Raw genomic sequence first — 5,306 nt, 5'->3', positions numbered from 1 at the left:
GGTCGCCGCGCTGGAACGGCTCGGCTGGGCCGTGCTCACCGGTGCGGACAAGGTGGAGGGCGACCTGCCCGGCGCGGTGCCCGACTACGTCGGCGCGATCTCGATCTTCGGGTTCGTCCTGGGCATCACCGGGTTCGCGGCGGTGTTCGTGCTCACCGGCACGGTGTCGTTGGCGGTCCGGCAACGGCTGCGGGAACTGGCCCTCCTGCGCACGGCCGGCGCCACGCCACGCCAGCTGCGCCGCCTGCTGCGCGCGGAGATCGTCCTGGTCACGGTGGTGGCCGCGGCGCCGGCGCTGCCGATCGGCGTCGTCGTGGCGCACGTGGTCGCCGGCCGGTTCCGCGAGCTGGGTGCGGTGCCCGCGCAGTTCGCCGTGGCGGTCAGCCCGGTGGTGCTCCTCGCGGCGGCCGCGGTCGGGTTGCTCGTGACGCTGCTCGCCACGTCGGTGGCGGCCCGGCGGGCGGTGCGGATCCCGCCGACGCAGGCGTTGCGCGAGACGGTGACCACCGCCGGGGGCAGCCGGGTGCCGCGGGTCGTGACCGCGGCCGTGCTGACCGCCGGCGCGGTGACGGTGCTGGGCGTGGTGCCGTTGGGCGGACCGCTCGGGATGGGCATGGGTTTCGTGTCGTGCGCGCTGCTGCTGTGCGCCGCCGCCGCGCTCGGCCCGATCCTGGTCGGCGGCGTCACGGCGGTCGTCTCGCGGCTGGTCGGTGCGACGGGTGCGCTCGGTCGGGTGGCGGGTGCCCTGACCCGCGCGGAGAGCCGCCGGGTGGTCGGCGTGGCGATCCCGTTGACGCTGATGTTCGCGATCAACGCGACCATGCTGCTCAACGGCGACGTGCTGACCGAGGTGACCGCTCGGCAGGAGGCCGCGCGCACCGCGCCCGCGACCGTCCAGGTGGGTGCGGGGAACGCACCCGGCCTGCCGCTCGCCACCGCCGAGCAGGTCGCCGCGCTGCCGTCCGTGACCGGCTCCGCCCTCACCGTCGGCACGAGGCTCGTCGTCGACCAGGGCGGCAAGCCGGAGGACTACCCGGCACGGGGGCTGCGGCTGTCCGGCGAGCCGGCGCTGGACCTCGGCGTCACGGACGGTGACCTGGCCGACCTCGGCCCCGACTCGGTCGCGGTGAGCGGTCCGCTGCTCGGGCAGCGCGGGTGGGCGCTCGGTGACCGGCCGACGTTCTGGCTGGCCGACGGCACGCCGGTGGCGTTGACCGTGGTGGCCGTGTTCGAGCACTGGCGGGGGTTCGGCGACCTGGTGCTCGACGCCGGGCTGGCCTCGGCGCACGACCCGCGCGGGCTGGTCGACGCCGTCTACCTGCGCGGCGAGCCCGACCTGGCCGGTTTCCCGGTGCTCCGCACGTCGTCCGGTGGCGCGGTCGAGGCGCGCAACCAGCAGGCGGCGTGGGAGCTGATGGTGGCCATCTCGCTCGGCTTCACCGCGATCGCCGTGGTCAACACGTTCGCCGTCGCCACCGGGGCGCGGCGGCGGGAGTTCGCGGGCCTGCGGCTGACCGGTGCGACGTCACCGCAGCTGCACCGGCTGCTCGACCGCGAGGCGGTGATCACGGTGGTGGTCGCGCTGGTGCTCGGCTGCGTGATCAGCGGGGTCGTGGTCGGGGCGTTCAGCGTGGCGCAGGACGGGCGGTGGCGGCTGTTCGTCGACCCGATGCGGTACCTGGGGATGGTGGCGGGGGTCGGGCTGCTCGGTCTCGTGGCCGGCGCGGTGCCCGCCCGGGTCGTGGTCCGGCGGCGGTCCCTGCCGCAACTAGGTTGAGCCCGTGTTCACGCGCGCGGCCAGGGCACTGGCGCACCTGCTGGCGGGGCTGGTGATCGGACCGGCGTCGTTCGGGTGGGCCGTGCTCACCACCGCGGCGAGCGGCCTGCTGTCGTTCACCTACCTCGGCCCGCCGGTGTTCCTGCTGGTGACGTGGGTGAGCAGGCGGATCGCCCGGCTGGAGCGGCTGCGCGCGGGCTGGGTGCTGCGGCGGCCGATCAGCGACCCGTACGAGCCGGTGACCGGGCGGAACCCGTGGACGCGGGGCCGTGCGGTGCTGCGCGAGCCGGCGACGTGGCGCGACCTGGCGTGGCTGCTGCTGTCGTTCCCGGTCGGGGTGGCCACCGGCGTGGTCGGCGTGGTCGCCGGGCTGGTCGAGCTGGGCGTGCTCCTCGCGCCGGCGTGGCTGTGGGCCGTGCCGAACCCGCGCCTGTACCCGGTGGCGGACTGGCTGTTCAACACCGTCGCCGGCCGGTTCGCGCTCAGCCTCGTCGGTCTGGCGGCGTGGTGGCCGGTGCGGTGGCTGGTCGTCGCGGTGTCGCGGGTGCAGGCGTCGATCGCGGCACGGCTGCTGGAGGCCGGGCCGCGGGCGCGGTTGCGGCAGCAGGTCAGCGCGCTGCGGGAGACCCGCCTGCGGGTGGTGGACGCGCAGGCCGCCGAGCTCCGGCGCATCGAGCGCGACCTGCACGACGGCGCGCAGGCCCGGATCGTGGCGGCGGGCATGACGCTGGCGCTGGCCGACCGGAAGCTGCGCGCGGCGGGGCTGGCGGAGGACCCGGCGCGGGCCGACGTGCTGACCGCGCGGCGGCAGCTGGAGGACGCGCTGGCCGAGCTGCGGCGGTTGGTGCGCGGCATCTACCCGCCGATCCTGACCGACCGGGGTCTCGCGGCGGCGTTGACGGCGCTGGCCGGTGACGCGCCGTTCAGCGTCGTGGTGGACGCCGGGGACCTGGGCGAGCTGCCACCGGCCGTGGAGGCGGCGGCGTACTTCGTGGTCGCGGAGGCGTTGGCGAACGCGGTCAAGCACGCGTCGGCGGACGAGTGCGCGGTCTCGTTGCGACGGTCGGGCGAGGTGCTGTCCGTGAGCGTGCGGGACGACGGTCGGGGCGGCGCGGACCCGTCCGGCTCCGGTCTGGACGGGTTGCGGCGCCGGGTCGAGGCGTTGGACGGCACGATGGAGGTCACCAGTCCACCCGGTGGGCCCACCACCGTCCTCGCGGAGCTCCCATGCGCATCGTGATCGCCGAAGACCTGCTGCTGCTCCGCGACGGTCTGGTGCGCATGCTGACCGACACCGGGCACACCGTGGTGGCGGCCGTGGACAACGCGCCGGACCTGGAACGGGCCGTGCAGGACCACCGGCCGGACGTGTCCATCGTGGACGTCCGGCTGCCGCCGGGTTTCCGGGACGAGGGGCTGCGCGCGGCGCTGTCCGTGCGGGCGCGCGACCCGAAGGCGCCGATCCTGATCCTGTCGCAGTACGTCGAGCGCACGTACGCCACCGAGCTGCTGGCCGACGGCAACGGCGCGATCGGCTACCTGCTCAAGGACCGCGTGACGGCGTTGGACGAGTTCCTCGACGCGCTGGAGCGCGTGGCCGCCGGCGGGACCGCGATGGACCCCGAGGTGATCCACCAGCTGTTCGCGCGCAACACCCGTGACCGGAGGATCACCGCCCTGACGGCCCGTGAGCGCGAAGTCCTGGCGTTGGTGGCGCAGGGGCTGTCGAACTCGGCCATCTGCGCCGAACTGGTCCTCGCCCCGCCGTCGGTGGAGAAGCACATCAGCAACATCCTGACCAAGCTGGACCTGCCCCCGGCCGACAACACCCACCGCCGCGTCCGCGCGGTCCTGGCCTACCTGAACCAGTGACGCGGGCCCGGTCCGGACGTTCCGAGCGTTCAACTCGGGCGTTCCGAACGTAGGACACGCGCGTTCCGGAGGTAGGACACGCGCGGGGCCCTCGGCGGGCGCCATTTGGGTGTGGCGTCGCGGGCGTGCCACCCTGGGGTCACACAGCCCGCATCCGGGCTGCTCGCCCACGGTTTCACGGATCCGGCCCCGAGCACCGACCGGGCCCACGGTGGACGCCGCCTCCGCACGGCACGCCCCCACCGCTCTCACCGCGCGTCTTCGCCCACACCACCGTGTGGCGTGCGCGGCCGCCCCGACTCACCCCCACGGGAGCACGTCATCAGCACCTCCACCCCGCTGCCGCCGGTCGTCGGCACCCCCCGCTCCCTCACCGACGTGTACGGCCCCGGCGTCGCCGTCTGCGCGCGACCGGCCTCGACCACCACCGCGAGCCGGCACCGCACCACCGTGGACGCGCTCTCCGCCCGGCCGATCGCCGTCGCCGGTGACGCGCCGGTGATCTGCAGCGCGGGCGGCACGCACCCGGCGCTGCTGGCGCAGCTGCGCGACGGCGGCCTGCCGGTGGGCGACGACCTGCGCGAGTTCCGCGACGAGGCCGGGTTCGCCGCCCGCGTCACCGAGGCGATGGCCGACGGCCTGCCGATCTCGATGGAGTACCCGCAGCCGACCGCGCTCTGCCCGGACGAACGCCTGGTCAAGACCGGGCACCTCGTCGGCTACCTGAACAACAAGGCCACCATCAGCACGTTCGTCGCACCGCGCTTCCACGCCCGGCGCAGCGTGGTCACCCGCGACGAGCTGGCCGAGGCGACCCCGGCGGAGAAGGCCTGGGTGCTCAAGGCCGCGACGAACGACGCGCACGGCGGCAGCCTCGACGTGTACCTGCACGAGGCGGGCGAACCGGTCGTGCTGCCCGCGTTCACCGACGTGCTGGGCGAGTTCGTGGTCGAGGAGTACCTCCAGCTCGCGCGCAACTGGGGCGTCCAGCTCTACGTGGGCCCGGACGCGGTGGCCCGGCTGCTCGCCGTCACCGAGCAGCGCGTCGACGCGGCCGGCGTGTACGTCGGCGGCCGGTTCGGGCTGGTCAGCCCGCTGCGGGCGGACCTGCTCGCGGAGTGCCTGGCCATCGCCCAACGCGCCGCCGACGTCGGCTACCGGGGGCTGTGCAGCCTGGACTGCGCCGAGACGCCCGACGGGCGACCGGTCATGCTCGACCTGAACTTCCGGATCACCAGCGGCTCGGTCCCGTTGCTGGCACTGGAGTCGGTCCGGCCCGACGCGCTCGACGGGTTCGCCGAGTCGGTGAAGCTGACCGCCGCCGCCCCGCTGGTCGACCTGCTCGCCCACGTCCGCCCGGCGGTGCTGGCCGGCGGTGTGCTCGTGACGTCCGGCCACGACACCACCCGGACCGACAACCCGGTCGCGCAGAGCACCCTCCAGCTGCTCGTCCACGGCGACGACCCGGACGACGTGGCGGCTCGTCGCGCGGCCCTGGAACTGCGGTCCTGACGACGACGTCCAGCGGCACCCCGGGTGGTCCGGACGGGATCGGACGACGTCCGGGGCACGTCCGCGATCACCGTGCACGAGGGCGCCACGACCACCGTCCGACCCGCCGCCGGGGGCGCGATCCGACCGGGCGCGCGCCTCGACG

At 75.2% G+C, this 5,306-nt stretch carries 4 protein-coding genes; all 4 read left to right on the top strand.

The window, feature by feature from the left end; all coding sequences use genetic code 11:
• Positions 1–1,777, top strand: a 1,777-nt coding sequence (locus AB0G02_RS27445; protein WP_360799129.1) for an ABC transporter permease, incomplete at its 5' end; no start/stop codon positions are given.
• 4 nt (positions 1,778–1,781) lie between these two features.
• Positions 1,782–3,017, top strand: a complete 1,236-nt coding sequence (locus tag AB0G02_RS27440) for a sensor domain-containing protein (protein ID WP_360799126.1) — start codon at positions 1,782–1,784, stop codon at positions 3,015–3,017.
• Positions 3,005–3,649, top strand: coding sequence for a response regulator transcription factor (locus AB0G02_RS27435; protein ID WP_360799123.1), 645 nt, complete (start codon positions 3,005–3,007; stop codon positions 3,647–3,649). The genes AB0G02_RS27440 and AB0G02_RS27435 overlap by 13 nt, the downstream gene beginning before the upstream one ends.
• Before the next feature lie 282 nt (positions 3,650–3,931).
• A complete protein-coding gene (locus AB0G02_RS27430; protein ID WP_360799120.1) occupies positions 3,932–5,161 on the top strand; it encodes a hypothetical protein in 1,230 nt (409 codons plus the stop codon).
• The last annotated feature ends 145 nt before the right edge of the window (positions 5,162–5,306 follow it).

The sequence above is a fragment of the Actinosynnema sp. NPDC023658 genome (assembly GCF_040639995.1).
Taxonomy (GTDB): Bacteria; Actinomycetota; Actinomycetes; order Mycobacteriales; family Pseudonocardiaceae; genus Actinosynnema.
This window is presented reverse-complemented; position numbering and strand designations above follow the sequence as displayed.

Excerpts from the sequence above, each read along its gene's own strand:
- AB0G02_RS27435 (WP_360799123.1), top strand. The coding sequence starts at position 3,005 with ATGCGCATCGTGATCGCCGAAGACCTGCTGCTGCTCCGCGACGGTCTG.